We start from the raw sequence: 25,573 nt of genomic DNA, 5'->3' as shown, positions 1-25,573 counted from the left end.
TTGCTCCCTCCTAGTCGAAATTTTCCCAAAAAATGCCCTGCGGAACGTTTGCTGCTGTTTTTCTGCCGCTTGATAAGGTTTTGGAATGAGATTGAGTCTCCCATAACTGCCGCCTATTTAATTCCGGAACCGATAAAGGCAGCCTTCTAACACGTTGAAGAGGCACCCCTGCGCCATCCTCCAGGATCACATGAGCGTTGGTTCCTCCGTCCGCAAAACAGTTAATTGCCGCCACTCTGGATGTATGCGCCCACTCGGTTTTTTCTCTACTAAAATAGAACGGAGATGATTCCATATCATAGTGAACCATCGCTTCTCCGCCTGATAAAAAAGGAACGAATTGCCCGTTATGCAGCATCAACACCACTTTAATAAAACTGGCAATGCCTTCTGCACAAAGTGGATGTCCGATATTAGGTTTCATCGATCCCAGCCCCAGTGGAACCGTGCTCGATTCCCGATAAATCGACTGAATCGCTTTAAGCTCCAGCAAATCGGTCACCGTGGTACCCGAACCATTCGTTTCAATATAACTGATCTCCTCGGGATGCCTTCCACTCTTGCGCAAGGCAGTCTGTAATACATCCCTTTGCGCTTGAATATTCGGAGTTGACGGTCCTGCCGTTCGCCCGTCGTTATTAACCGCCAAGCCCTTAATGACTGCATAGATCCGATCGCCATCGGCAATAGCTTGCTCCACCGTTTTTAACAGAACCATACCTGCGCCTTCTCCCAGCACGATACCTTCAGCCCGTTTGTCAAACATATGGAAGTCCTGTACCGGACTTAAGATCCCGCGTTGTTCAAAAATTTTGTGTGCACGGTCAGTGGTTAGCAGACTCGCGCCTCCGACAATCGCCGAATCGATATCGCCTGCTCGCAGAGCTTGTACCGCCATGTTCATCGCTACCAGCGCCGAAGAGCATGCTGTATCCACTACAACGCTTGGACCACGAAGGTCAAGGAAATGTGAAATATTGGCAGACAAATAGTTCTGCCCAATCGCCACAATAGGATTACGCGCTTGGTATAAGTAGGATTCCTCCGGTTGATGCTGCGTTCGGGCTCCAATATAGACTCCCATCGGCTTGCCCTTTAATTCTTGCCACGAATATCCAGCATGACATATCAGCTTCAGACTTTCTTCCAGCACCAACAGTGCCTGCGGATCCATGACTCTGGCATCTTCTTGCGGGATCAGGAAAAAGGACGGATCAAAGCTTGAAATTTCCTCAAGCATTCCAGCGTAATATGAGGTGGAGTGCCCCCACCGTTCATACGGAACCTGCCGAATGGCCGATATCCCTTCGGACAAAATCCTCCAATAGTCCTCAAGTGAACCGGCACCAGGGAATCGGCATGACAATCCTACCACCGCTATACCCGTGGCAGGTTTGCCTTGAAGTCCTTTTCTTGACGCTCCGCTTTCTAACGAAGCCATCGGCGCCTGAGATGACGATGGCTTCACATCAGATATAAATTCACCCATATCCATAGTCTCCAGCATTTGCGATACCGCAGTAGAATGAGCATTGACCATCCAACCGGCCAATGATTCTATGGTTGGATATTCGAATAGCAGGGTAGGCTCCAAATCTAACCCGGCCAGCTGATTGATTCGGCGAAGCAATTGAGCAATCATGATTGAATCTACTCCATAATCTTGGAAAGCTGTATCGGGCTCCAATTTCGAAACAGGAATTTTCAATTCTTCGGCCAGCAGCTCCGTAAGCCATGCTTGCGTCTGATTCAACAAGCTGGGACTCCTGTTCGAATTGGATTCCGGCTTTTGCCCGCTTTGCCTCATCCTGCCTTGCAGGCTCCCCTTCTCGGCAATCTGCATAAGCATGCCGGGATCCCATAATTCAGGATTGACCACAGCCGGCAACACCACTGATTGTATTCTGTTTGAAAGAATCTGATCCAACAGCTGTAAGCCCTCTTCATTGGTTATGCTTAGCAAACCCGTCTGCTCATAAGCCCTGCTTCTCACTTCGCCCATTCCCGCCTCCTTCCAACTCGGCCATTGGATGCTGGTAATGGGCACTGTATGTTTCGCTTTCTCCGCAAAATAATCCATATAGGCATTCGCCATTCCATAATCACTCTGTCCGGAAGCTAAAGCAGGAATCGTGGACGAAACCGAAGAGAAGAGCAGAAAGAACGATAAAGATTCATTTCGGAAGCACTCGCAGAGTACACGAAGGCCTGACACTTTCGGTTCGAAGACCTGCTCGATTCCTTCAACGGATTTTCTAATAAACGCTGGATTATGGGTGTCAATCCGCCCCGCACAATGAATAACGCCTCCGATGGGCCCCATTGTCCTTTTGACCGACTCCATGCTCTGCCGAACAGCTTGCTCATCCGATAATGAGACCGACAAGATTTTCACGTCTGCTTGAAGTTCTTCCAACGCCTGAATCGCCTGAATTTTTTGTGCTACCGGCGTTTTTTGTCCCTTAAAGAGACTCCATTCTTCACGTGAAGGCAAAACCTCCCGACCGGTCAGGACCAGCTTCTTAACGCCATATTTCTGTACAAAATGCCTGGCGCATAGGTAACCGATCCCCCTTGTTCCTCCTGTAATCCAAAGCACATGGCCCTCGGGGAAAGCGAACGTTTCTTGACCTGGATGTATCTCCTGCAATTCTTCCAGCGTAGCTCGATATCGCTTACCGCTCCGGTAACAGATTTCCGTGTCCCGACTCTCGGCAGTATATTCGTTAACGATCTGTTCAGCAATGAAATGAACATCCGGCTCAGCATCCACATCTACATGACGCGAGTTCAGGCGGCTATATTCACTCTGCAGCATTCTGTACAGTCCGGCTCGTTCAGCACCTGACAAGTTAACTTCAGCATTCCAGAAAGACTCCAGGCATTTCGTTACCCCAAGAAGTGTCAGGCCGTCTGCGTCAGCATGCTCGATCCATTTCTGGAGCCAGGGAATCCATCCGGTCAGCCCCGTTGTATTCAAGCCGCAACCCACAACGTCGATACAGCCGCCATATTGCTTCCAATCCTGTTCAGTCTGATGAAATTCGCGTACCATATCCTGAATATCAATGATCCGGCATTTCTCGAAATACCTGGATACATGAATAGCTAATTCCATCGTTTCCTGCGTAGTCAATATCGCAATGGTTTGCGTTGCGGACTTGTTTCGGTCAACTGAATCATCTACGGCAGCAAGTTCCCACCTTTTATTCAAATAGCTCACTTTTCGCTCAACAGGACTTATTTGCCGATTAGGGACGACCAGTTCTCGCTTTGACTCCGGATTGCTCAATGTCTGAACGTTACTCGGTCCGGGAACCCAGTAGCGGTCTTCGGAAAACGGATAGGTGGGCAAGCTGATTCGGCGTGGCTTCATATCCCCGTAAAGCCGGTTCCACTCCACATCCAGTCCTTTAACCCAGAGACTCGCGAGCTTGTCATATTTTCTACGCTGAATCCATTTAGCAATGGCTTCCTGCAGTTCTTCGTCTCTTGTAAATACAGATAACGCTTCTTTGTTCCGTCTTACCTGACCATAATAGATACCGTCCACATGATCGCGGCCTTCGATATATTCCCCCAGTTTATCGGTCAGCTCTTTCATCGTAGATACAATCACAGCCAATCGTTCCTCCATGGCTTCCCGTCCTACTTGTAGAGTGTAAGCCATGTCAATAAGGCTGGAGTCTTCATGCGGTTGGTCGCTAATATCCGCGAGAAGACGCTGCGCCTGTAACCTCAGCTGTTCTTCGCTTTTGCCTGATAGCACAATGATGACCGGATTGAGACCTTCCATGATGATTGGTGAAGACTCCTCGACTCCGGGGATATACTCCTCAATGACGAGGTGGGCATTGGACCCTCCCGCACCAAAGGACGATATTCCTGCAATTCTTGGGTACTCCTTCATTACTCCATTCAACTCGAGGACAGGTCTTTTCCACTCTGCAAGCTCTTGCTGCACAACAAATGGAGTCTGGCTAAAGTCGATGTTGGGGTTCAAAACCCGCGAATGCAATGAAGGCACCAGCTGCTTGTATTTAAGCTGAAGCAGAACTTTGGTCAAGCCTGCGATTCCAGCCGCACTCTCACAATGTCCAATATTCGATTTTGCAGAACCGAGCGCACAAAACTGCTTATCCCCCGTGTATTCCTGAAAAATGTTGTGTAATCCTGTTATTTCAATCGGATCCCCAAGCGAGGTTCCCGTTCCGTGCGCCTCCATATAACTGATCGTGCGCGGCTCAATCCCCGCCTTCTTGAAAGCTCGTCCAATTACGCTGGATTGGGCTTTGGGATTCGGAACCGTGTATCCGTTGGTTTTCCCCCCGTGATTAATAGCAGTAGCCTTAATAATTCCATAAATCTGGTCCCGATCCGCAATGGCTTTGGACAGCGGTTTAAGAAGAACCGCCCCCACTCCCTCACCAGGCACGTATCCTTCTCCTCCCTCGCCAAAGCTCTCACATCTTCCTCTGCCGGAGATAAACTTCCCCTGTGACAGATACAGATATTTATTGGGATGAATCGAAACATTCACCCCGCCCGCGATCGATACCTTGCATTCTCCGCTCAGCAAGCTTTGACAAGCCAGATGAATGGCCGTCAAGGATGAAGAACACATCGTATCTATGGTCATGCTTGGGCCATGGAAGTTGAAGAAGTAAGACACGCGATTGGCAATGGATGCCGGCAGTCCGGGAAGCGCAAGAGGATTCCCCTTTGCTTGCTCCTGGGCACCGTAGAGCTGATACTCCTGATACATGGCACCGACATAGACGCCCACGCTACCTTCCAAGCCATAATCGCTGTATAAGCCCAGGGCTTCCCGGGTATATCCCGCATCTTCAAGGGTTTCATAAACACATTGCAGAAACAGGCGTTCTTGCGGATCCATCATCTCCGCTTCCCGAGGGGATATATTAAAAAACAAGGGATCAAATCGATCGACCCCTGTGATAAATCCTCCCCATTTACTGTTGGCTGTTCCTGGTTTGTTGCGATCCTCGTCATAATACAGATTGTAATCCCAGCGATCGTTCGGTATTTCCGTAATGCAATCCTTGCCATTCTTCAACACCTCCCAGAACTGCCGAACATTCTCGGCACCAGGATAACGCCCGGACATCCCGATAATGGCAATATCCATCGCCTTGGTTGCATGTTCATCCTGTTGCTTAATAGTTGGCTGCACAAACCGTGAACGTCTAAGACTTGCAGGATGAGGTACATCCGGCCATTTCGTTGGAACAGAAGGTGCAGTGTGCTGAATTAGAGGTTCTGCAGACAGGCCCTCTCCCAGCACGCTCACCAACTTATCACGGTATGATTTGATGAAATACCCGGTCAATTCCCGGATATTCTGGTATTCGAAAAACAACGTTTTGGACAGCGAGCCAAACGTCTTCTCCAATTCGTTCGTCAATTGGGTGGTCATGATGGAATCAATGCCGTAATGCTCCATGGGGGCATCCGTTTCAATTCGCTGTACGGGCAGCTTCAGGACGGTTGAAATCTGCTTTTTCACGAAACGAATTGCTCTTTCCGTAAAATCGTCCTCGCTCATATCCGGGAGGGATTCATTATCTTCATGTCCTACCGCTTGAATCGGCTCGATTTGCTTAGGTTCCACAGTCTGTTTTTCTGTGAGTTGTGTATAAAAATGCTCCAAATCACCTGCCATGACCAGAACCTGGTCTTTACGGGAAGCCCATGCTTGATAGAAAGCAAGAACTGCCGAGCCTGTATCGATAGCCGCCATGCCTAACTGCTGCATCATCATCTGTTCGGTCTTCTCATCGACGTGCATCCCGCCGTCTTTCCATAAAGGCCAATTCATGGACAAGGTGTGACCGCTTCGCTCCTTCGAACGCACAAGCTCGTTTCGGTACGTGACATAAGCATCCATAAAGGCATTGGCCGAGCAATAGTCAGCCTGCCCGGGGTTGCCCACGACTCCGAATACCGATGAAAAAACAACAAATAGATCAAGCTTCAAATCCTTGCTCGCCTGATCCAAATTTACGATACCTTTCACTTTCGGTGCCAATACGGCCTGCAGGTCTTCTACAGTTTTATTAAGAATAAGACTGTCTTTAATCACTCCGGCACTATGTATGATTCCATTGAGACCACCAAACTCAGTTGTAACACGCTGGATTAAGTCATCTGCTTCCTTGCTATTGGTCACATCGGCCCGCCTGTATTCCACTCGTGCCCCGCGTATTCTTATTGCCTCCAGTTGAGTCGCCATTTCGTTGCTGAGCGCAGAACGGCCGGTTAGAATCAACGTCGAACCCTTCGTGCGTTTGGCAATCTCATTGGCAAAGATGAAACCGAGACCGCCCATCCCACCCGTGATCAAGTACGTCCCTGTGTCTTTCCACGGATTGCTATCTTCTGCCTGCAAAGCTTCAAACGCATTCCAGCCTTTGACCAATCGCTTCCCTGCCTCATACCGAATATGGAAATCCCGGGTGTGAAGATTGTTTTTCAGCTTGGATACAAGCTCCTCTGGTGTTTCTTCCGAATCAACCTCAATCATCTGGACCCCAAGGTTGGGATTCTCCAGTCTGGCCGTCTTAAGAAGCCCCGCCAAACCGGACATTAGCTGTTGGTGTCCTTGCCTGGAGAATACGACTTGAATAAACGCTTTCGTCCTCGTTCCGACTTTAAGAATGCTTTGAAGTTCATATAACAACTTTACCGAGTAGTCTTGAAACCGCTCCTTCATCCCGTTCCGGTTGGATTGCAAGGACAGAATGCGAGCCCCTTCAACATCGGTTTCCATGCGCTTCTTCATCGCATCGTCCATTTCGCATAGCACGATACAATAGTCTTGATCGTTCGTGTAAGTCATATCCCTGGAAATAACCTGTTCTTTCCAAATGGGGTGCATCATGAGCGTGTCCGAATCGGTCCGTGATTGGAATAAGGTCTCCTCTTCACTTTGTTCTCTCCAGGATAATTCCCTCATCCTCACGCATAAGGTTCCTTGTTCATCATAAAGGTAAATATCAACTTTCTTCGACTGTCCTCCAGTGGCATCTTGATCACTGTATTGAACATGTGCCCACATGACTGAAGCGCATCTCTGTAAGACATCGAGTTGTTCAAGTGCAAACGGGAGAAAAAGCCGTGATGAGCCTTTGCCGTCGGAAGTGCCTTGCTTCTCCGAACCAAGCATCAGAATCATTGCGGCTTGTAAAGCCGAATCCAACAGGCTGGGATGCAGAATATATCGAGCTGCTGTACTCTCGATCAAAGAAGGTAACAACAGCTTGACCAGTACACGGCCGCCTCCGTTGTATACCTCTTCCATCCCTCGGTGGGCTGGACCATAATGGATTCCCGAGCGGTGAAAAGTCTCATAAAAATCCTTGACCGTATCGTTTGCTCTCGTTAATTGCCCTTTCAATCGATCGATACTCACGCTGGTCGTTTCGCCATCCAAATCTATGTTTATCCGAGCATTGCCCTGACTGTGTATAATAGATTCCCCGCGACCCTTTTCTGTTTGGCTGTAAACTTCGTAGGTAACGTCACCGTTTTCACCTGGAAAAAGCGTAATATGAACTTGAACCGGATGTTTCCCAACGATGACCGGCTTGGCCCAAACCACATGTCGAAGCCGAATCGGCGAATTAGCACGAGTTGATAAACCAGATGCCTTTTCAACCGCTTCCCGTGCCATTTCAAGGTACGCGACGCCAGGTAGAACATGGCGCCCTTTCACAATGTGGTCCTTCAAGAAAAACTCTTCTCCCGTAAAGATAGAACTGTAGCGCTGTTCTGAAAAATCGGATGTATTCTGATGCAGCAGCGGATGAACATAGGAGGATTCAGTCCTCGCTACTGCTGCTGTAGCGGCATGATCCGAGGCGCCTTCCACTGGGATCCAATACCGCTCCCGCGCAAAAGGATAGGTAGGCAAATGCACATGCTGTATCTTTCCCTTCGGAAATAAATCCTTCCAATCCACCTCGTGCCCTTTTACGTATAATTCTGCTAATGCCTTCAATTTGCTGCGGTATTCCTGTACATCGCTCCTCTTGAGGGACAACAGTTCTGTTACCAACACCTTACCCAGATGTTCAAGCAGCGGTTCTTGTTTCTTACCGATTAACGGAATTTGATCTTTACAGTATCCATCCGGTTTACTATTCTCGAGCACCTGCTTTAATTTCTCCCGCAGTTCCTGCACATCCTTAACCACATAGGCGGACCTAATTCCGAAATGCTCCCGCTGGAGCAAAAGAGTTGCGCTTACATCCGTCAGGCTGATTCCAGATCCGTTCCTATCGATCCACCGTGCTAGATCCAGCTCCCTCTGCCGCAAAGATTCTTCCGTTTTAGCAGATAAACAGATGAGATAGTGGGGGAGCTTCTTGGCGTTTTTTTTCTTCACCGCGGGTGCTTCTTCGAGGACGATATGCGAATTCGTTCCTCCGAACCCGAAAGAACTAATGCCTGCGCGTCTCGGAAAGCTTTGTCCATCCGCTCCCTCCAGAAGTTTCCACTCCTGCAGCTTGTCTACCATGTAGAATGGGCTTCCTTTAATTGAAATACGATGATTCAATGTTTTGAAATTTTGCAGTCCAGGCAGCTGTTTATGCTTCATGGACATCAGAACCTTGATCAGTCCGGCAATTCCGGCGGCAGATTCCAAATGCCCGATATTTGTTTTCACCGAACCCAGGCCGCAATAATTCTTGGAAAGTATTTGATCCTGATTCGATCGTAATTGAAAAGCTTTGAGCAGTCCTTGAAACTCCATCGGATCTCCCTTTGGAGTTCCCGTTCCATGAGCTTCAATATAACTTATGCTTTCCACGGGGATGTCCGCTTTCTTATGGGCCTCAGCTATGACATCTGCCTGGGCTTCAGGGTTGGGATATGTAAGTGTATGGGTTCTGCCATTATGGTTTACGGCAGTTCCCTTTAATACGCCATAGATGGAGTTCCCATCTTCAAGGGCTTGCTCTAAGGGTTTTAGCAACACGACTCCGGCCCCTTCACTGCGCACATACCCATCTGCACTGTCGTCGAACGTTTTGCATGAGCCGGTCGGGGACAGCATCCCAGCTTTGGAAAAGGAGATATGACGCGAGGGGGTAAGAATAAGGCTGATCCCTCCAGCCAGAGCCATATTGCTCTCTCCGAGAAGTATGGACTGGGCCGCCGAATGAATGGCGTTAAAGGAACTTGAGCATGCTGTGTCTATCGGAAAACTCGGTCCTTTAAAGTTAAAGAAATGGGAGATTCGGTTCGCTATGACGGCAGATGCCGTTCCTATGGAATGATAGGTTTCGATAATCTGGTTCGTCTGCTCCTGCAGTCCTTTATAATCAAAATTAAAAACTCCCATGTAAACGCCGATTTTGTCCCCTGATATCTCGGAAGGAAGGATCCCGGCGTCTTCCAAACAGGACCATGATAATTCCAGCATGATCCGCTGCTGGGGATCGGTCGCTTCTACTTCCCTTGCCGAAAGTCCAAAAAAGCCCGGATCAAAAGCGTCTGCATCTTGTATAAAGCCGCCCCACTTGCTGTTGCTCTTGTTGTCAGCCTGCGGATCGCCCCAATACTCCTTCCAATCCCAGCGCTCCTTGGGGATTTCCTGAATGCTTGAACGACCTTCTTTCAGATTGTCCCAGAATTCTTCATAATTCTGTGCTCCCGGAAACCGGCAAGCTATACCAATAATCGCGATTTCATTGTTCATTTATATGGTACACCTCACTTTTAATAAACCTCTTGAGCGCTTCGAATGTCCTGAAATTCTGCCATACCAGGTTCCTCCGAAGACATGCGAAAGCTGTTAAATCTCCGGTTCAACAATGCAGCCGTTTCCGTCATCAGTTTCTCGGCAATCTCATCTACATGCCGGTTCCGCCAATCCTCGAGCTTCGTTCCCTTTACCCATTGATTGAATGCGCCTAAGGCTGGCCCGCAATGAATTTGATAATCTACTTTATTCTCCTGATCCCCTTGCAGAGCCAATCTCGTGCTGTAACTGAAATACCACCTGAAGATCAAAGCCATTTTATATTTTGGATTCCGTTCTGCCTTCTCGACGACTTGAGGGTAGCGCGTTCGGACCGTTTCGTACACACTCTCAAAGCTGCGCTTGAAATATTTTTCTTGGATTTGCGCCTTTGTCTTGTCGTCAATTTCATCAATGGAATTGTACTGGCGGTACAAATCGTACAGTTTATTGGATCGTGCCGGGAAGAAAAGTCCTTTCTTCAGCACCTGCACCCGAGCCCCCATCTCAAACATATCCCCGGCAGGCGCGTATTCCGTATCCTGCACATTCATTTGCTGGAGCAAGTCCTTTACTTCGTCGCTAGTTCCAGCCTCGACAGTGCATTGGTTAATTGAACCTGTCACAATGAAATCCGCACCTAATGTAAATGCCGCCGATATTGCATCCGGGGTGCCAATCCCCCCTGCAGCACCTATCCGAATTCTTGTAGGGTATGAATACCTTTGATTGATCTCATCCCGTAATTTAATCATGGCCGGCATTAATGCATAAGCCACTGCACCGTCCGTATGACCACCGGAATCTGCCTCGGCACAAATATCATCGGCAACAGGGACTTCCCTGAGCATAAGAGCTTCTTCCGGCGTAATCTTGTTTTCTCCCCGCAGTTTTGCAACGATTCGCTCGGGTGCTGGACTAAGAAACGCTTCGGCGACTTCCGGCCGCGATACCTTGGCAATCAATTTATTTATCGAAATCACCCTTCCATCGGCATCGCGGGTTAATCCTTTTGCTCGGAATTTGACCAGAGCTGGAGTGATATTCATGAAAGCAGCCGCTTCCATAACCTTCACGCCGCTCTGAAGGAAAACGTCCACCGTTTGCTCTTCGATTTCAGGCTCAGTAGGATTGTGCACCAAGTTCATGCCGTAAGCCTGACCTTCAGAAAGCTCTTGCTGTATGTATTGAATCGCCTCCACAATTTGGGGTAATTTTAAACCTCCAGCTCCGAAAAAACCCATCATTCCGGCCTTTCCCATTCTTACAACCATTTCTTTGGAAGCAATTCCCCGGTACATAGCGCCAGTCATATAGGCGTATTTAAGATTGTAATCCCTCCTGAAAGCTGCGCTCCCCAGCGAACTTGGTTTAATTTCGGATGATTGAAGTTGTTCGACAGCTATCGTTTCAGATTTATGGGACATCTCGAGATGGCACTCGTTCAGCTCCTCATGCAGGTTTTCAATTACGGCTTCATCAACGAATGCAGGTTCATCGACAATTAGAGGTTCTGCCTCGTTCTTGATTCTCCCTATTAAATCGGTTAATACCCTTCCCGGACCGATCTCCTCAAAATGGATAACACCAAGCCCCATCAAGTATCGAATACTTTCCGTCCATCTAACGGAGCTAGTCATTTGTTGAACCAGATTTCGTTTGATACAGGATGACTGATATCGCCTGGCATACACATTGGAGATCACCGGAATACGCAATTCATGGAACGTGAAGTTCTGGAGAAAAGCTTCATATTCTCTGCCTGCCTCTTCCATATGACGAGAATGAAAGGCACCGCTCGTTCGCAGGGGGATAAACATCATGACATCCTTAAGTGATTCAAAGACCTGTTTGGCGAGATCCATGTCTTCCCTCGCTCCTGAGATTACGATCTGATGAGGGCTGTTCAGATTGGCAATATCGATGGTTTCAAGCTTATGTTCCCGCAGCACCTCTGCTATTTGTTCCTCGGTTAGCCCGATGACGGCGGCCATGCCGCCCCCCGCAGCCCGGCTCATTAACTGCCCTCGCTTTTGCACAAGCCTTAGACCTGTAGCAAAATCAAAGGCTCCGGCGGCCAGCAGGGCGTTATATTCCCCCAGACTGTGTCCGGCAACAAAATCTTCCCTTCTTCCCGAATGCATCTTGCTGAAATAGCTTAAAGCATTTACGGTATATAATGCCGGTTGGGTATATTGTGTCTTATTCAGATTAAAATCAGGATCTTCCAAGCATAATTGTTTGATCGAATATCCTAGAATATCATCCGCTTGTGCAGTCAATTCTTTAAACTCGTCGAAAAGCTCCTCGCCCATTCCTTTTTTTTGGGCACCTTGGCCTGGGAATACATAGGCTAACATATGCTTGTACCATCCTCCCAAATCGATAATTATTGGTGCTTTTAACCCCCGCTTATTCCCTGTTTGATGGTTTCAACTCATAATTTAAAGCACGCCTTATGTGCCTTATACCAGCTGTCGTTGCTCAGTCACAAGCCATCTAGTTTGAGCTGTTTGAAATTGAACATAAAAATGCCTACGAGGTCCCCCAGCTAACTGGAGGCTTCGTAAGCATTCACACGAAAATACGCGTATCATTATGACCCTTAAATGTGCTTAACGCGCCGAAACGTCGATTAAGTCAGTTTAAGTTGTTGTTAAATTAAGTCATTCATTACCAATATATTATTATATAAATATTTTTTTGTAAACTATTACTCTTATAAGATTAGTTGATTATTTTTTGTTCGAATTCCGAGTTTCGACATTAATTTCATGAATTGTTTGGTATTATTTTCTTCATCAAAAGGAAGTGAGGGAGCAATATATGTCATGGTATGCTTTATTTGTTAAAACCGGATATGAGTCATCAATTAAAAAATGGCTTGATGCCAGATTCGATGATAGCTTGCTAACCAGCGTGATTCCTAGAAGGAAAGTACCGGAGAAGAAAGACCGCCAGGAATACCATGCGATAAAAACACTTTTCCCCGGCTACGTGTTTGTTGAGACAAAAATGAATTTTTCCATATATTATACATTAAAAGAGAATCCCTTCATTTACAACTCGCTAAACTATCTCAATAACAAGGATAAAGGGCTCCTCCCACCGGATGCGCAGCAATTCCGCCTTTCATCTCAAAAACCGGACGAGTCTTATTTTTTCAAAGAGATCCCCACAGATGAAATGCTGATCGTTCTCAAACTAATCAGTGAAAGTGAAGTTATCGAATATTCCCAAGTCACGTTCCAAGAGTCCAATGTCATCGTTAAATCGGGTCCGTTAAAAGGAATGGAAAGTCTTATTAAAAAAGTCGATAAGCATAAAAAGCGCGCTAAAGTGCTCATGAACATCATGGGAAGAGAACAGCTGGTCGATTTTGGAATTGAGATCATTAGATAATTGATACATGGACCTGTTCCCCACACAAAAAAAGGAGCTGCAAGCAGCCCCTCAGCGTTATTATCTTCTTCTGAATCTCATCTTTGTACCGCTGGCACCCTGCCCCGCTTCTGCGCCGCCATCTGCGGATACGCAATGCCCAGCAGGATCACGATAACCCCGATCCATTGCAGAGCAGTCACCTGCTCGCTCAGCACCAGCACCGAAGCGATAACAGCAACGGGCAGCTCTCCAGCCCCAAGGATGGTTGCCAGTCCTGTGCTGATTTTGGGTGCGCCCAGTGCGAATAGCAGTACGGGCAAAACAACACCGAATACGCCTAGGATTAAGCCGAACAGCCATAACCCGTTGTCAAACAGGGATATCTCCGTGTACACTTTCGGCGTGAACAGGATCGTCAGCAGAATCAGACCACCCGTTGAGGTATAGAAGCTCCGGGTAATCGGTGACATTTGTGTCTCGACCCGGCCGCTGAAGAAGACAAATAAAGCCATCATCAAGGCCGCAGTCAGCCCCAATAAAGTCCCTTTCCAATTCAATTGAAGCTCGCCTGCACCCAAAATCCCCCCAGCCATAATCGTTCCTACAAACAGGATGATAACGGAGATGACGGTGGATTTATCCGGCCATTGCCGTTTCACAATGGCTTCAATAATGACGCCGATCCAGGTGAATTGAAATAGAAGAACGACGGCAATCGATGCCGGAATGCTCTGAAGGGCAAGGTAATACGTGACGCCTGTAAGACATGTACATAACCCAACCCCGGCTAGCCTTAGGAATTGCTTGCCCGTAACCTTTTGACGTCCAAAAAACAGCATTAGCATCAGCAGAATGAGCCAACCTGTCCCGAATTGGCTGATCATAACCTCCTGAAATAGGAACCCTTCCTGGTATGCAAGCTTTACCACCGTTGACAGAATACCAAAACAGCAAGCTCCCAAAAATACGTAGAATGAATTTTTTAATACATGTAACAATTCCAACTCTCCCTCCACAACAAAAAAACCCCGCTTTTCACTGTTTTGGAGACCAGAAAACAGTAAAAAGTGGGGTTGACTCTGTTAGATATTGAATTATGGTCTTATCTTAAGACAAAACCTCAACATTGTAAATACCAAATGGGGTAAGTTTGTATCCAACCACCATTTATGATGACAACTTTGCAAAGATCTCTCTCAATTTAGCAACAGCTTCGATCTCCAGAGCTTTAATATCCTCTACCAGTGATATCGCCTTCGTTGCTTGCTCCCCCGAATTAGGTTCTCCACCTACCGGGAATGGGAACATCTGATGCAGGACACTGAACTTCTCACACATTCCTGTATATAACACGCTGGCTTCTTTAAACTGCTGCGTGAGCTCCGATCCTTCCTTATTCGCATCCGGCCAAGCTGCAATCAGTTCCTTGAAGAACTCAGCAGCGTAATACCGGGCATCTCTTAATACCTCGATGTTGTAAGCATGACCGTTCGGTTCTATCTTCCGCCCCTGCAGCGATTTAACCCAAGCATCATATGCCGCAATCCCCTTCACTGCCGTCGGCACCACGCTTTCTTTCCCCTCATATTGCTCGATGGCGGTTTCAAGCGCAAGTCGAAGCTGCTGCTGAAGCGTTAAATCAACGGAGCCCTCAATAGCCAGAACAAATAGATCTTCCATCACGCTTCTGCCGAGATTTTCGTAGGGCAGCGTATCCACTCTGCCGCATACTTCCCCATAGAGAGTTCTCGTTTCATCGTCGTAACCATACAGTGTACCAAATTCCGGAAAGAATATATCCCAAGCCAGCACAGGGTATCCCCGGTCTAGTGAAGCATGAATTAGATCAAGGGCCCTTGGCAGCTCCTGATGAATGCTGCGCTTGCTCATGGCACTCTTCTCCAAAGCGGTTGGATCCAGCAGATTGGCATTGGTGCCGACGCCGTCCGACATGCCATCTACAAACTTGGAATGGAACCCGATATTATGAAGGCCCCGAGATAATACTTCACCAAAAAAGTACGACGTTGGACCTGCAATGTGAACTTCATCCGGGATGATGTTGATCCGGAATGCATGACCTGTAAGCCCCATGACCATCGACAGGGATAACTTCCGATCTGTAAATTGAAGCATTTTATACGTGGCATCCGCAGCGGTTGTCCAAGTTTTGATTTCTTTCAACGATCCTTCATAAGGCAGAATCTTCTTTTTCATAATTCCCAAGTCCCTTCTCGTCTTAATATAAGAGTCAACGGTGACGCGGATTTTTTCTTGGATCACTTTCTTCCGTGATCTCGAAATAATCTGATACACATTGGCCGAAGAGAGCTGAAACAAGTTGGCAATTTCTTGCGGAGACAGCTGATCGAAAAAATGGGATTCGAAAATAAGCCGTTCGCGTGGCTTGAGACATTGAATGATGTCCGTTAAAAAGCGCAGCGTCTCTTGCTGGACGATCCGTTCCTCCGGAACGTGGAATCCAGCGGCAGCTTCGGTTGCAGAATGATGGAGCCTGCCCAGAATGCTGTCCAGATTGTTCCACTGATCTGAACTCCCGGCACCATCAGCTCTTCCCCTGCCTTCAAGCTCGGTGAATGTCTGCTCTTTCATCGCAGGGCTTCCCTTAAGGCGGGTATAGGCCTGATTCCGGACGATTCGCTGCACCCACGGTAAGAACCGCCGGGCATCGACCAGTTTCCCCAGATGCATGAACGCACGGATAAGTGCATCCTGTACAACGTCCTCTGCCAGGTAGGACTCCCGGGTTATAGCTCTGGCATAGCCATAAACCTTGGACCGATGACGCCGAACAAGCTCCCCGAATGCTTCCCGCTCCCCTGCCTGCGCATATTTCACCAACTCCTGATCCTCCATCTCATCCCACTGGACCCTGCTGTCTGCTGTCGTTTCCAATTGCTCAAACCCTCTTTCGTATCGTTGACTACTTATATGACCAGAGAAGTTCGTTTTTTCTGACAAAGTAATTGAGAAATATTATCTGACTTTTATAATACATAAAAAACGTTCCAAGATGACCCCTAAACCTCGGTCACTCGAAACGTTTTTTTAACAACATGGCTAAGCTTAGATTACATCCGCGGCTGCTTGGTGAACTTCCCGGCGAAAATGCCCGGGTTCAGGACGTGTTAGGCCCAGGTGCTCCCGCAGCGTCGTTCCGCTGTATTCGGTACGGAACAAGCCCCGTTCTTGCAGCACCGGTATAACCGTATTCACGAAATCGTCCAGATCACCGGGTAGAACCGGCGGCATGATATTAAACCCGTCGCAGGCATAATCTTCGAACCAATCCTGCATCATGTCGGCTAATTGCTTAGGCGTCCCAACAAACTGCATATGTCCCCTTGAGGTCAGTATCTTTCTGCCTAACTCCAGGATTGACAGATTTCCTTGGTAAGCCATATCCATGTATAACTGGACCCGGCTCTTCATGCCGTTGGAAGCTGCCACAGGGTCCGGGATGTTTCTTGGCAGCGGCTGGTCCAGCGGATAACCGCTCAGGTCGTAATTCAGGAACCCGGATAGAACGGTGATTGCCGACGCTGGCGGAATCAATTCCAGCAGCTCCTGCGCCTTGCGCCGTGCCTCCTCCTCTGTAGACCCGATGACAGGCGAAAGGCCCGGCATGATTTTCAGGCTTCCGCTTCCTCTCCCATAATGAGACAGCTTCGAATGGACGCTTGCATAAAACTCCTGCGCTGCCTTCTTGGACTGCTGTGCCGTGAAGATAACCTCACCATATTGCGCGGCAAAGTCCTGTCCCGGACCGGAAGAACCTGCCTGTATCAGTACGGGATACCCTTGCGGCGGTCTTGGTACGTTCAATGGGCCTCTCGTGGAATACCATTGTCCGCTATAATCCACAGGCCGTACCTTCGCTCCATCCGCAAATCTACCAGACTCCCGGTCAAGCACAAGCGCATCGTCTTCCCAGCTGTCCCATAAACGGGTAACCACTTCAACAAACTCACGTGCCATTTCATAACGCAGACCATGCTCCGGATGCTTCGCCCTCCCATAATTGTAGGCTTCGATATCCAGCTGGGACGTCACGATATTCCAGCCCGCTCTTCCTCCGCTGATCCAATCGAGAGAAGCAAACTTCCTTGCCACGTTGTAGGGCTCATTGTACGTTGTGGAGACCGTGGCGGTTAGTCCAAGCTTGTCCGTAACGGTGGAGAGAGCGGATAAGAGCGTCAACGGGTCCAGCATACCGGAGGCGGAATTTTCGACCTGGGTCACATACAGCAAATCGGCAAAAAACATCATGTCGAACTTCCCCCGCTCCGCTGTGGCCGCAAGCTGCTTATACAGCTCAATTCCAAACATACCCTCCACATCGGATGTTGGATGACGCCACCCGGCATGATGATGTCCGGCATAGTAGATAAACGCACCCAGATGCATCTGGTGATCTCTGCGGTTGGTTGTTCCCATCTTCGTTATCACTCCTTTTAATATATTGTCGACCTAACCTCTTAGAAGCCCTTCTTAGAAGCCCTTATAGGTCTCTCTCCAGCTCAGCAGCCTGGATTCCAGCAGACGCACCACGGAATCGGACAGCTTGCCCATGATCGCGAAAATAATAATGCCTACAAACACGATATCCGTCTGCGAATAGGCTCTGGCTTCTTGAATCATATAGCCAATGCCCGCGCTGGTCCCCATCATCTCCGCGACGACCAGAACAAGCCAGGAGACGCCGAGCGACAGGCGGATGCCAAGCAAAATGTTCGGCAAGGCAGCCGGTACGATCAATCGGATCAGCAGCTGCGGCTTGGAATATTGAAAGATCCTTGACACTTCATACAGCTTAGCATCCACGTTTCGAATGCCAAGGAAGGTGTTCACATACATCGGGAAGAAAGCCCCCAGGGAAATCATCAGAATCTTTGAAAATTCTCCGATGCCAAACCAGAGAATAAACAGTGGAATCAACGATAAGAGCGGCACAGTGCGCAGCATTTGCAATGAGGGATCCAGCGTTCGCTCCGCCATTTTGCCCAGACCCGTGGAGACCCCCAAGGCTAGACCAGTCAAACCACCCAGTAAAAAGCCCGAGAGCGCTCGAAGGATGCTGATCCGAAAATGCTCCCACAGCTCACCGCTGGCCCCCAAATTCGCGAATTGCTTGGCAATCGTTAGCGGCGTAGGCAGCAGGGTTGCTGAAATCCATCCGAAACCACCCGCTGCCTGCCATAAAGCCACAATCGCGATAGGCACAAGCCAGGCATGAAGCGGCCTTGGTATGACCTTCAACCAATCCTTCTCCGTAAGTTCACGGGTGGCAATTGGACTTTTCATGACTTGTCATCCCCCTTGTAACTGTTCTGCCAACGCAGCAGTCTGCCTTCGAGCCATTTAACCAGCGTATCCGAGAGCTTTCCGACGAGTGCAAAGACCATAATTCCGACAAAGACAACGGTGGTCCACGAGAAGGATCGAGCGTCATTGATGATATATCCGATGCCGGAGCTTGCACCCATCAGCTCAGCCACAACCAGACCAAGCCATGCAACGCCGATCGAGAGGCGGATGCCGAGGAAAATATGGGGCAGCGCGGCGGGAACGACCAGCTTGCGAATCTGGTCCCAGCGGCTGAACTGTAGAACACGTGCTACGTCAAACAGCCTGTTGTCTACGGATCGGATGCCGAGAAACGTGTTCACGTAAAGTGGAAAGAACGAGCCTTTGGCGATAAGAAGTATTTTCGAGGTTTCCCCAAAACCGAACCAAAGGATGAACAATGGGGCGATTGCCAGATGGGGAAGCGTCCGCAGCATTTGCAAGGACGGATCGACAAGCCGCTCGGCTTTGTACGAAAATCCTACCCATATGCCCGCGGCCAAACCCAGGCTGCCGCCAAGCAGGAATCCGAGCAGTGCTCGCCAGGATGATATGCCAAGATGCCTGATCAGCTCGCCTGTGCTTGTTAGATGAACGAACTCATTCCAGATGCTGAGCGGAGTCGGAAGCAAAATCGGGTTGAGCCAGCCCAGAGCTCCCGCGGTCTGCCATGCGATGATAATAAAGAGTGGAACAAGCCAGCCGATCAGTGCGTTTGTAAGCTTTAGCCGGAACCTGCGGTCTAGCCGCTTTTGACGGCGAATGGACTCGGCGGGCACAACCATGGCCCCTTTGCTGATCCCTTCTTGGAGCATATACGATTACCCCCTTTCCGATTCAGATGATATGCTCTTATTTAGACGCAGCCTCAATGTACTGATTATCAAACACATCTTTAACCTGGATTTTTTTGCGGATCGTTTTTTGCTCAAATTGGAAATCGGCCGTTTTCTGCTGTTCGGCAATAATGGCATCCGTCACCGGAATGTTGATCGACCTTGATCGGTCAAAGGTGCCTTGAATGACTTCTTGTGGAATGCCGCGCTCATCGGCATACCGCTTTAGGGCCTCAGCCTCGTTCTCTTTCTCCCAAGCGAGCGTTTTGTCCAGCACTGTAAGATAGAGCGTGACCAAATCCGGATATTGATCGGCGAAATCCTTCCGCACGATATTGAACGATGGCGACAGAACGCCAAGCTGCTCGCCGTCCGCCAGCACTTTGCCTTTGCCTGTCAGCGTGTTCAAGGTGATATACGGGTCCCAGGTTGCCCATGCATCGACGCTGCCCGATTCGAATGCGGGTTGGGCTTCGTCGGGCTGAAGCTGGATGATTTCAATATCGGACACTTTGACTCCTTGATCCGCCAAACCCCGGTACAGGAAGTTAAAGGCGTTGCTCCCTTTGGTCACCGCTACCTTCTTGCCCTTCAAATCACTCAAGGTCTGCGCGGAACTGCCCGGCGGCACGATGATAGCTACATTCTTCTGGCCGTGCAGACTCTGGGAAATGACCTTAAACTGGATATCTGCCGCCTGGGCAGCGATAATCGGCATATTGCCGAGCCCCGCGAAATCCAGGCGCTTCGAAGCCATCGCTTCGGTCATCGGAGGGCCGCTCTGAAACTCCGACCACTCTACCTTGACGCCCAACTTGCCAAACTCCTCCTCGAACCACTTCTCTTCGCGGGCCTTGCCAAACAAACCGCCGCTGCCCTGTACCCCGAGTCTTACGGTCAAATCTTTGTATTTGCCGTCCGCTCCTTTCCTTACAGCGCTGACCTTGGGCTGGCTGTTTGCGCCCGCGCAGCCGGATGCCAAGACAGACATGATGAGGAATACCATAATGACTACACTCTTTTTCTTCAGTTTCATGATCAAAGTCTCCCCCCTGTTTTCTATCGTTCATCTATCCTGTTAGAAGTTCAGCATCATCCTGCGTGTTTAAATGCCCGCACCGATATCAAACTCCGGTTCTTCCACTTTCTCAAACTCGCGCAGCACTTTGGTCCGCAGTTCCTGAAAGGAGGATCCGGTCCGTTTGCGAGGGAACGGCAGATCAATCGGCAGAATGGAACGGATGTGGCCCGGTCTCGGGTTCATAATGACAACACGCTCGCCAAGAAACACAGCTTCATCCAGATCGTGGGTAACAAAGAGCATGGTCGTTCGGTTATTTTGCCATATATCGAGCAGCACCTCTTGCATATGGGAACGTGTAAATGCATCCAACGCGCCAAACGGCTCATCCAGCAGCAGCACGTCTGGATTCCGCAGCAGCGCCCGGGCGATTGCCACCCGCTGAGCCATCCCCCCGGACAGCTCCCTCGGATATGCTTTCTCGAAGCCTTTGAGCCGTACCAGCTCGATGAACTCATCCACCTTCTTGCGGATGTCCTTCTGCTTCAGCGACAAATTGCCTGCGATATTCTTCTCCACGGTCAGCCACGGAAACAAGCGCGGCTCTTGAAAGATGAACCCTTTCTCGATGCTTGGACCGGATATCGGTTTGTCATTCAACAAGACACTCCCTTCGTACGCTGTGTCCAGACCGGCAACGATTTTGAGCAGGGTGCTCTTACCGCATCCGCTCGGTCCGATTAACGTAATGAACTCTCCCTTTCGAACCCGCAAATCAATGTCTTTCAGCGCGGTAACATTCCCCGTCGGGGCTTGAAAAATTTTATTTACCTGTTGAATAATCAAGGTATCCGCTGACATTCGTTTCACCATCCCATACTATAATCATTCTTACCTATTTACTTGGTTTAAAAAGCGAACAAAAAGGTCTATCGAGCTACTTTCCCAGAAGACAGACCCCATATAGGGGAAATTCTTTCTTACAAGATAAGGATGATTAAACCCCTGAAGTTTATGCTTTCTTATCTCATAAAAAAAGGAGATATAGCGCTTGTCTAAGTACGTCCAACCATCATCGTACTTGTTCATATGCGCGATATCTCCAGTTATCCGGTCGATTATCTCGGTATTCATTTGGTATGCCGTTATATTACAACCGCTGGTAAAGGTTGTCAAACCTTTTTTTTCATTCCACGCCCAAGTCATATATGTCAGAATATAGTCCTTACAGGCAATGGACAAAAGCTGCCTAATAATGCGACAATATAATCTGCATGTCATATCTTATATTGTAAGAATTTTGCACAACTAAACGCGAAGAAGCAACATTGCACTTATAGGAAGGGAACGAAAGCATGGCTCAATTATTTTTCAAGTACGGCTCCATGAACAGTGGTAAATCCATCGAAATTTTGAAAGTCGCCCATAACTACGAAGAACAGAACAAACCGGTACTCCTCTTTACGTCCGCTATCGATGACCGGGATGCCGTTGGATATGTATCCTCACGAATCGGCCTGCGCCGCGAAGCGATACCTGTAACCGATACGACCGACATCTATGGGATTGTGAAGGATCATCAGCCTAAGCCATACTGCGTTCTGGTTGACGAATGCCAGTTCCTGTCCAAGGACAGCATTCTGCAGCTCGTTCGGATCGTAGATGAGCTTAACGTGCCTGTCATGGGCTTTGGATTGAAGAATGATTTCCGGAACGAGCTGTTTGAAGGCAGCCGCTGGATGCTGATTTACGCCGATAAAATCGAGGAAATGAAAACGATCTGCTGGTTCTGTGAGCGCAAAGCGATCATGAACCTTCGCGTCATTGACGGTAAGCCCGTGTATGCCGGTGAGCAGATCCTGATTGGTGGGAATGATACCTACTTCCCTGTTTGTCGCAAATGTCATACCAATCCCCCTTTATCATAGGACGTTTTCACAAGCAATCCACCATTCAAACGTAAGGAGTAGGATGACCCATGCCGATAGTCAGACCACTATTAACCGACCAGGACTTTCAGGAAGTGATGGAGCAGCAGATCCGTATACGCATCTTCAAGGATAATCATCTGATTGATTCCGGCAGTCTCGTCATCCGCTTCACTGACGAAACCGTCATTACACAATCCAGCGTCAGCTCGCTCGGCTATCATAAGCGGGATGAATGCGAATTTTTTGAAGTACGGAAATGAGAAATGATAGATGGATTGCCTGAGTGATTCATGATAGACCTCTTCTACGATCTATCAGGGCCTCAGGCAATCCTTCTTTATCTCAGGGAGAGAGCCGCATATAGCGGCCACAAAAAACAGCGGCCTTCTGCAGAACGATCTGCAAAAAACCGCTGTTCGTTAATCAACCTATTACACTAAGAGCGTTGCTTGTACCCTAGTGAATATCAGACTTCGCCATGCTCCCACCCAGCACATCCGCGACATTTTGAATCGAAATAAATGCGTTCTTATCAATTTCCTGCACGACCGTCTTCAGCTTCGCAATCTCCAGCCGGGTGATGACGCAATAAATCATCTGCGTATCCTCTTTGGAATACCCGCCCTTGGCATAGATCATGGTCGTGCTGCGGCCCAGACGCTGCATGATGGCATTTGAAATTTCTTCGTATTCATTGGATATAATCGTAACGGATTTGGACTCGTCCAAGCCCTCTACCACTATATCCATCACTTTTGCCGCTATGTAGTATGAGAAGATCGAATACATGGCCGAATCTGCACCAAATACAAACCCTGCCGTAATAAAAATAAACACGTTGATAATCATGATGATTTGTCCGACCGGCATCCGCAGCTTTTTGGACAGCAGGATAGCAACGATCTCCGTACCGTCGAGCGCTCCGCCATAACGGATGACAAGACCTACCCCCAGCCCAAGAACCAAACCACCGAACAGCACCGCTAAAATTTTCTCGTTCGTAAACGGGTCTACATGATGCAGAAAGGTTGTCGCCACTGACAATACCACAATCCCGTATAATGTGGAAAATGCGAACGTTTTACCGATCTGCTTGTAACCGATGAACAGAAACGGTAAGTTGATAATAAATAGGAACACACCCAGATTGATGGGCGTAATCGATGATAATACGATGGAAATACCGGTAATACCACCGTCGATAATTTCGTTGGGCACCAGGAATATTTCAAGCGCCACAGCCATCAGAATTGCACCGATGGTGATAAAGATGAAACGTTTCAGAATTTCGCCGACTGTCAGATTTTTGTGTTTTTTGACCATGCCATTCTCCTTTTGTATCTTTTTTCACACGAAGTGCCTGTCGAAGAACCATTGTATTAAAAAAAGGAATGACATGTCAATGTTGACACGCAAAGTGACATGGGTCTTTTAGGCCATTGCCTTCTCATCCAGACATAAAGAACGCAGATGCTGATCGATAATCCTCTCGATCTTTTCTGTGGCGAGCTGCTGCGGCCTCATGATATGGTGTATCGCTAACCCATCCACCAATGCGTATATTCGTTCCTTCTCATATTCAAGATCCAACTCCGGTTTAGCCAGCTTATGGGCAACCAGCGTATCCACCACATAATGGCACGCCTTGGTTAAACCATCGTACATATGATCAGTCATTATTCTTAACTCGGGATAGACTAGCGCTTTGGCAACAAACGACATCCACACCTCCATTTCCATCGTCCTATCCTCATCCATCGGCAGAAATTGCATCAACACTTGCTTTACATCCTCAAACACGGGTCCGTTTAAGGATAGTGAAGAAAAACGTTCTTCAATCCGTTCGATAATAAGCTTCATACAGAAAGTCAACAGCTCAGCCTGGCTGGTAAAATAGTGCCTCAGCGAACCTACGGATAATCCCGCCTCTTCCGCGATATTGCGCACCGTCGCTTTCTCGAGTCCACCCCTCTGAATCACCCGCAGGGCAGCCTCAGCGACCCATTGTCTTTGTTTATCATGATCTACGATTTTCGGCATAATCCCATTATACACTTTCGGTTTTTTTTAAAACAACGTACAACATTTCAGTTTCCTAGGTTTGCTTCTACAATGCCTACCCTCGTAAAAATAGGTTCTCTCTATGCAATCTATGGATGAATATTGGCTTTCACCTGGCCTGGCTGGAGATGATCCGGTATGTCGTGGTGCCTTCGAATTACGCATTCATCGAGATTGAATACCTTTCTATATGGGGCAATTATATGGTCACGATCGGTTCGGTCATCATCGGAATTATCCTCTTGGTCGTGTGGTCACTGCGGAGCAAGAATCGAATCGATTGGAATGGGGTCGAGCCGGATCTTCCTCCGAATTCATATCCGGAAACCAAGAAAGCTACGCTGCCCACCCATTCTGGGTAACAACCGTTAACGGTTAAAGCTCAAACTCACCGCTGCTTACGGGGAGTTTGAGCTTTATTTGTGTTCATCCATCCGGTCCAATACCTGCAATTTATAATATTGGTTTCCGTTATGCTATAATATATTCCATCCGAGATCGACCAGAAAATACATAATTTTACCCTAGGCAGGGAGAGGACTTACTCATCATGTTGGAATGGCTTCAGAATTTATGGACCCATATAAAGGAAATTGACATGGATCAAGTACAGGGATGGCTTGAGCAGTATTCTCAGCTAGGTCCCATTCCGGGTATTTTGCTTCCATTTATAGAGGCGTTTCTGCCCATACTGCCCCTTATCGTCCTTGTAATGGGGAACTCCGCAGCCTACGGTCTATGGTGGGGATTCTTACTGTCCTGGATCGGCGTTTCCCTTGGATCCATTACCGTGTTTTGGATCGTTCGCAAGCTGGGCGGCAAGCTGGGATTGCTTATTCAAAAAAGAATGCCGGGATCCCAGCGTTTTTTCCATTGGATCGAAGAAAAAGGCTTTACGCCGATCTTTATCCTGTACTGCTTCCCCTTCACGCCTTCCTCGCTGATCAATATTGCATCCGGCATCAGTACGGTATCGGCAACGACATTTACGATAGCCGTTATGGCGGGGAAATCCGTAATGATCTTCATGGTCGCTTTTATCGGACATGACTGGCAAGCGTTTATAACACAGCCCTGGCGTATTCTAATCGCAGTCGTTATTCTATGGCTTCTGTGGTTAACCGGCAAAAAGATGGAAAAACGTTACCATCATGAAGATCAGCCGGGAAGTATCGTGATAAGCAACAAAAAGACAAAGCGTTAAATC

16 protein-coding genes are annotated in these 25,573 nt (G+C 48.3%); 5 read left to right on the top strand and 11 right to left on the bottom strand.

The genetic code is table 11. The annotated features are described in order from the left end of the window. Positions 1-10: 10 nt before the first annotated feature. Together AB4124_RS22030 and fabD are read right to left on the bottom strand one after the other, a co-directional pair. Positions 11-9,724: an SDR family NAD(P)-dependent oxidoreductase gene (locus tag AB4124_RS22030; protein WP_441974159.1), complete on the bottom strand. Its 9,714-nt coding sequence runs from the start codon at positions 9,722-9,724 to the stop codon at positions 11-13. Between the two features lie 20 nt (positions 9,725-9,744). Continuing rightward, complete coding sequence (gene fabD, locus AB4124_RS22025; protein ID WP_441974158.1) at positions 9,745-12,126, bottom strand: ACP S-malonyltransferase; 2,382 nt, start codon at positions 12,124-12,126, stop codon at positions 9,745-9,747. 466 nt (positions 12,127-12,592) lie between these two features. Between fabD and loaP the strand changes: the two genes are divergently transcribed. After that, a complete protein-coding gene (loaP, locus tag AB4124_RS22020) occupies positions 12,593-13,168 on the top strand; it encodes an antiterminator LoaP (RefSeq protein ID WP_076321935.1) in 576 nt (191 codons plus the stop codon). A 77-nt stretch (positions 13,169-13,245) separates the two neighbouring features. On the opposite strand, the gene AB4124_RS22015 is transcribed toward loaP, so the two are convergent. The 7 genes from AB4124_RS22015 to AB4124_RS21985 form a co-directional block, all read right to left on the bottom strand. After that, positions 13,246-14,148 (bottom strand): EamA family transporter, encoded by a 903-nt coding sequence (locus tag AB4124_RS22015; RefSeq protein ID WP_430205382.1) that lies wholly within the window; start codon positions 14,146-14,148, stop codon positions 13,246-13,248. 169 nt (positions 14,149-14,317) lie between these two features. Continuing rightward, complete coding sequence (locus tag AB4124_RS22010; protein ID WP_441974157.1) at positions 14,318-16,066, bottom strand: RNA polymerase sigma factor; 1,749 nt, start codon at positions 16,064-16,066, stop codon at positions 14,318-14,320. 171 nt (positions 16,067-16,237) lie between these two features. Beyond that, a complete protein-coding gene (locus AB4124_RS22005; protein WP_441974156.1) occupies positions 16,238-17,608 on the bottom strand; it encodes an LLM class flavin-dependent oxidoreductase in 1,371 nt (456 codons plus the stop codon). Positions 17,609-17,662: 54 nt separating this feature from the next. Continuing rightward, the gene (locus AB4124_RS22000; protein ID WP_441974155.1) at positions 17,663-18,475 is read right to left on the bottom strand and encodes an ABC transporter permease; all 813 of its coding nucleotides are present in this window, start codon (positions 18,473-18,475) and stop codon (positions 17,663-17,665) included. Next, a complete protein-coding gene (locus AB4124_RS21995; protein WP_441974154.1) occupies positions 18,472-19,332 on the bottom strand; it encodes an ABC transporter permease in 861 nt (286 codons plus the stop codon). Before AB4124_RS21995 ends, AB4124_RS22000 begins: the two co-directional genes overlap by 4 nt. 37 nt (positions 19,333-19,369) lie before the next feature. Beyond that, positions 19,370-20,389 carry an aliphatic sulfonate ABC transporter substrate-binding protein gene (locus AB4124_RS21990; protein ID WP_430205391.1) on the bottom strand — a complete coding sequence of 340 codons (1,020 nt, stop codon included), beginning with the start codon at positions 20,387-20,389 and terminating at the stop codon, positions 19,370-19,372. A 69-nt stretch (positions 20,390-20,458) separates the two neighbouring features. Continuing rightward, entirely contained in the window at positions 20,459-21,235 is a 777-nt protein-coding gene (locus AB4124_RS21985; RefSeq protein WP_339290581.1) for an ABC transporter ATP-binding protein, read from the bottom strand. A 494-nt stretch (positions 21,236-21,729) separates the two neighbouring features. Between AB4124_RS21985 and AB4124_RS21980 the strand changes: the two genes are divergently transcribed. Both AB4124_RS21980 and AB4124_RS21975 read left to right on the top strand, forming a co-directional pair. Beyond that, a complete protein-coding gene (locus AB4124_RS21980) occupies positions 21,730-22,302 on the top strand; it encodes a thymidine kinase (RefSeq protein WP_441974153.1) in 573 nt (190 codons plus the stop codon). 50 nt (positions 22,303-22,352) lie between these two features. Further along, positions 22,353-22,565 (top strand): hypothetical protein, encoded by a 213-nt coding sequence (locus AB4124_RS21975; RefSeq protein ID WP_071220380.1) that lies wholly within the window; start codon positions 22,353-22,355, stop codon positions 22,563-22,565. 196 nt (positions 22,566-22,761) lie between these two features. Here the strand turns inward: AB4124_RS21975 and AB4124_RS21970 are convergent, their stop codons facing one another. Further along, positions 22,762-23,628 (bottom strand): YitT family protein, encoded by an 867-nt coding sequence (locus tag AB4124_RS21970; RefSeq protein ID WP_076321941.1) that lies wholly within the window; start codon positions 23,626-23,628, stop codon positions 22,762-22,764. 108 nt (positions 23,629-23,736) lie between these two features. Further along, the gene (locus tag AB4124_RS21965) at positions 23,737-24,345 is read right to left on the bottom strand and encodes a TetR/AcrR family transcriptional regulator (RefSeq protein WP_441974152.1); all 609 of its coding nucleotides are present in this window, start codon (positions 24,343-24,345) and stop codon (positions 23,737-23,739) included. A 116-nt stretch (positions 24,346-24,461) separates the two neighbouring features. Here AB4124_RS21965 and AB4124_RS21960 point away from each other — a divergent pair, with 116 nt between their 5' ends. Both AB4124_RS21960 and AB4124_RS21955 read left to right on the top strand, forming a co-directional pair. Continuing rightward, entirely contained in the window at positions 24,462-24,728 is a 267-nt protein-coding gene (locus AB4124_RS21960; protein ID WP_441974151.1) for a hypothetical protein, read from the top strand. A gap of 188 nt (positions 24,729-24,916) precedes the next feature. After that, complete coding sequence (locus tag AB4124_RS21955; protein ID WP_441974150.1) at positions 24,917-25,570, top strand: TVP38/TMEM64 family protein; 654 nt, start codon at positions 24,917-24,919, stop codon at positions 25,568-25,570. The last annotated feature ends 3 nt before the right edge of the window (positions 25,571-25,573 follow it).

This window comes from Paenibacillus sp. 2KB_20, assembly GCF_052115765.1.
Taxonomy (GTDB): Bacteria; Bacillota; Bacilli; order Paenibacillales; family Paenibacillaceae; genus Paenibacillus_AQ.
The sequence above is the reverse complement of the archived record's forward strand: the minus strand, read 5'-3'. Positions and strand labels throughout refer to the sequence as shown.

Coding starts and splice junctions, on each gene's coding strand:
- AB4124_RS22030 (WP_441974159.1), bottom strand. CDS start 9,724: ATGAACAATGAAATCGCGATTATTGGTATAGCTTGCCGGTTTCCGGGA.
- fabD (WP_441974158.1), bottom strand. CDS start 12,126: ATGTTAGCCTATGTATTCCCAGGCCAAGGTGCCCAAAAAAAAGGAATG.
- loaP (WP_076321935.1), top strand. CDS start 12,593: ATGTCATGGTATGCTTTATTTGTTAAAACCGGATATGAGTCATCAATT.
- AB4124_RS22005 (WP_441974156.1), bottom strand. CDS start 17,608: ATGGGAACAACCAACCGCAGAGATCACCAGATGCATCTGGGTGCGTTT.
- AB4124_RS22000 (WP_441974155.1), bottom strand. CDS start 18,475: ATGAAAAGTCCAATTGCCACCCGTGAACTTACGGAGAAGGATTGGTTG.
- AB4124_RS21995 (WP_441974154.1), bottom strand. CDS start 19,332: ATGCTCCAAGAAGGGATCAGCAAAGGGGCCATGGTTGTGCCCGCCGAG.
- AB4124_RS21990 (WP_430205391.1), bottom strand. CDS start 20,389: ATGAAACTGAAGAAAAAGAGTGTAGTCATTATGGTATTCCTCATCATG.
- AB4124_RS21985 (WP_339290581.1), bottom strand. CDS start 21,235: ATGTCAGCGGATACCTTGATTATTCAACAGGTAAATAAAATTTTTCAA.
- AB4124_RS21980 (WP_441974153.1), top strand. CDS start 21,730: ATGGCTCAATTATTTTTCAAGTACGGCTCCATGAACAGTGGTAAATCC.
- AB4124_RS21975 (WP_071220380.1), top strand. CDS start 22,353: ATGCCGATAGTCAGACCACTATTAACCGACCAGGACTTTCAGGAAGTG.
- AB4124_RS21970 (WP_076321941.1), bottom strand. CDS start 23,628: ATGGTCAAAAAACACAAAAATCTGACAGTCGGCGAAATTCTGAAACGT.
- AB4124_RS21965 (WP_441974152.1), bottom strand. CDS start 24,345: ATGCCGAAAATCGTAGATCATGATAAACAAAGACAATGGGTCGCTGAG.
- AB4124_RS21960 (WP_441974151.1), top strand. CDS start 24,462: ATGAATATTGGCTTTCACCTGGCCTGGCTGGAGATGATCCGGTATGTC.
- AB4124_RS21955 (WP_441974150.1), top strand. CDS start 24,917: ATGTTGGAATGGCTTCAGAATTTATGGACCCATATAAAGGAAATTGAC.